Raw genomic sequence first — 599 nt, 5'->3', positions numbered from 1 at the left:
GCGACGGCGAGCCCGCGGTGCTCGCGCACGCGAACCGGCAGGACATGCGGGAACTGGCCGTGCTCGACATCGTGGTCAACAACACCGACCGCAAGGGCGGCCACGTGCTGGCCGGTGCCGACGGCCGCGTCTACGGCGTGGACCACGGGATCTGCCTGCACACCGATCCGAAGCTGCGGACGGTGCTCTGGGGCTGGATCGGTGAGCGGCTGACCGAGGCCGAGGTCGGCAAGCTGCGCGGTCTGCGCGAGAAGCTGGACGGCGAACTCGGCGGCGCGCTGGGCGAGCACCTCACCGCCTTCGAGATCCGTGCGCTGGCCGAGCGCACCGAACTGCTGCTGGCCGAGGGGGTCTTCCCGGAGCCCGGCGACGACTGGCGCGCGATCCCTTGGCCCCTGTTCTGAACGTGCTGGACGATCAGGCCCGCGCACGCCTGATCAGGCGCTTCGGCGAAGGCGTCACGACGTGGTGTGACGATCTGCCCGCGTTGGTGGCGCGGTTGTCGGAGCGCTGGGGTCTCACCGTCGTCGACGCGAAACCCGGCAACACCGGGCGCACGCTGATCTGCGTGGGAGACGACGGCGCCATGAAAGTTCTGA

At 70.3% G+C, this 599-nt stretch carries 1 protein-coding gene and 1 pseudogene; both read left to right on the top strand.

The features are described from left to right. On the top strand, positions 1–404 hold a 404-nt coding region (locus CFP71_RS42315), incomplete at its 5' end, for an SCO1664 family protein (protein WP_143267301.1). Then, positions 389–599: pseudogene (locus CFP71_RS42310) on the top strand (aminoglycoside phosphotransferase); the annotation flags it as partial. The gene CFP71_RS42315 and the pseudogene CFP71_RS42310, both read left to right, overlap by 16 nt.

Source organism: Amycolatopsis thailandensis (assembly GCF_002234405.1).
Classification (GTDB): Bacteria; Actinomycetota; Actinomycetes; order Mycobacteriales; family Pseudonocardiaceae; genus Amycolatopsis; species Amycolatopsis thailandensis.
Note: the sequence above shows the minus strand (reverse complement) of the source record. Positions and strands in the feature narration are given on the sequence as shown.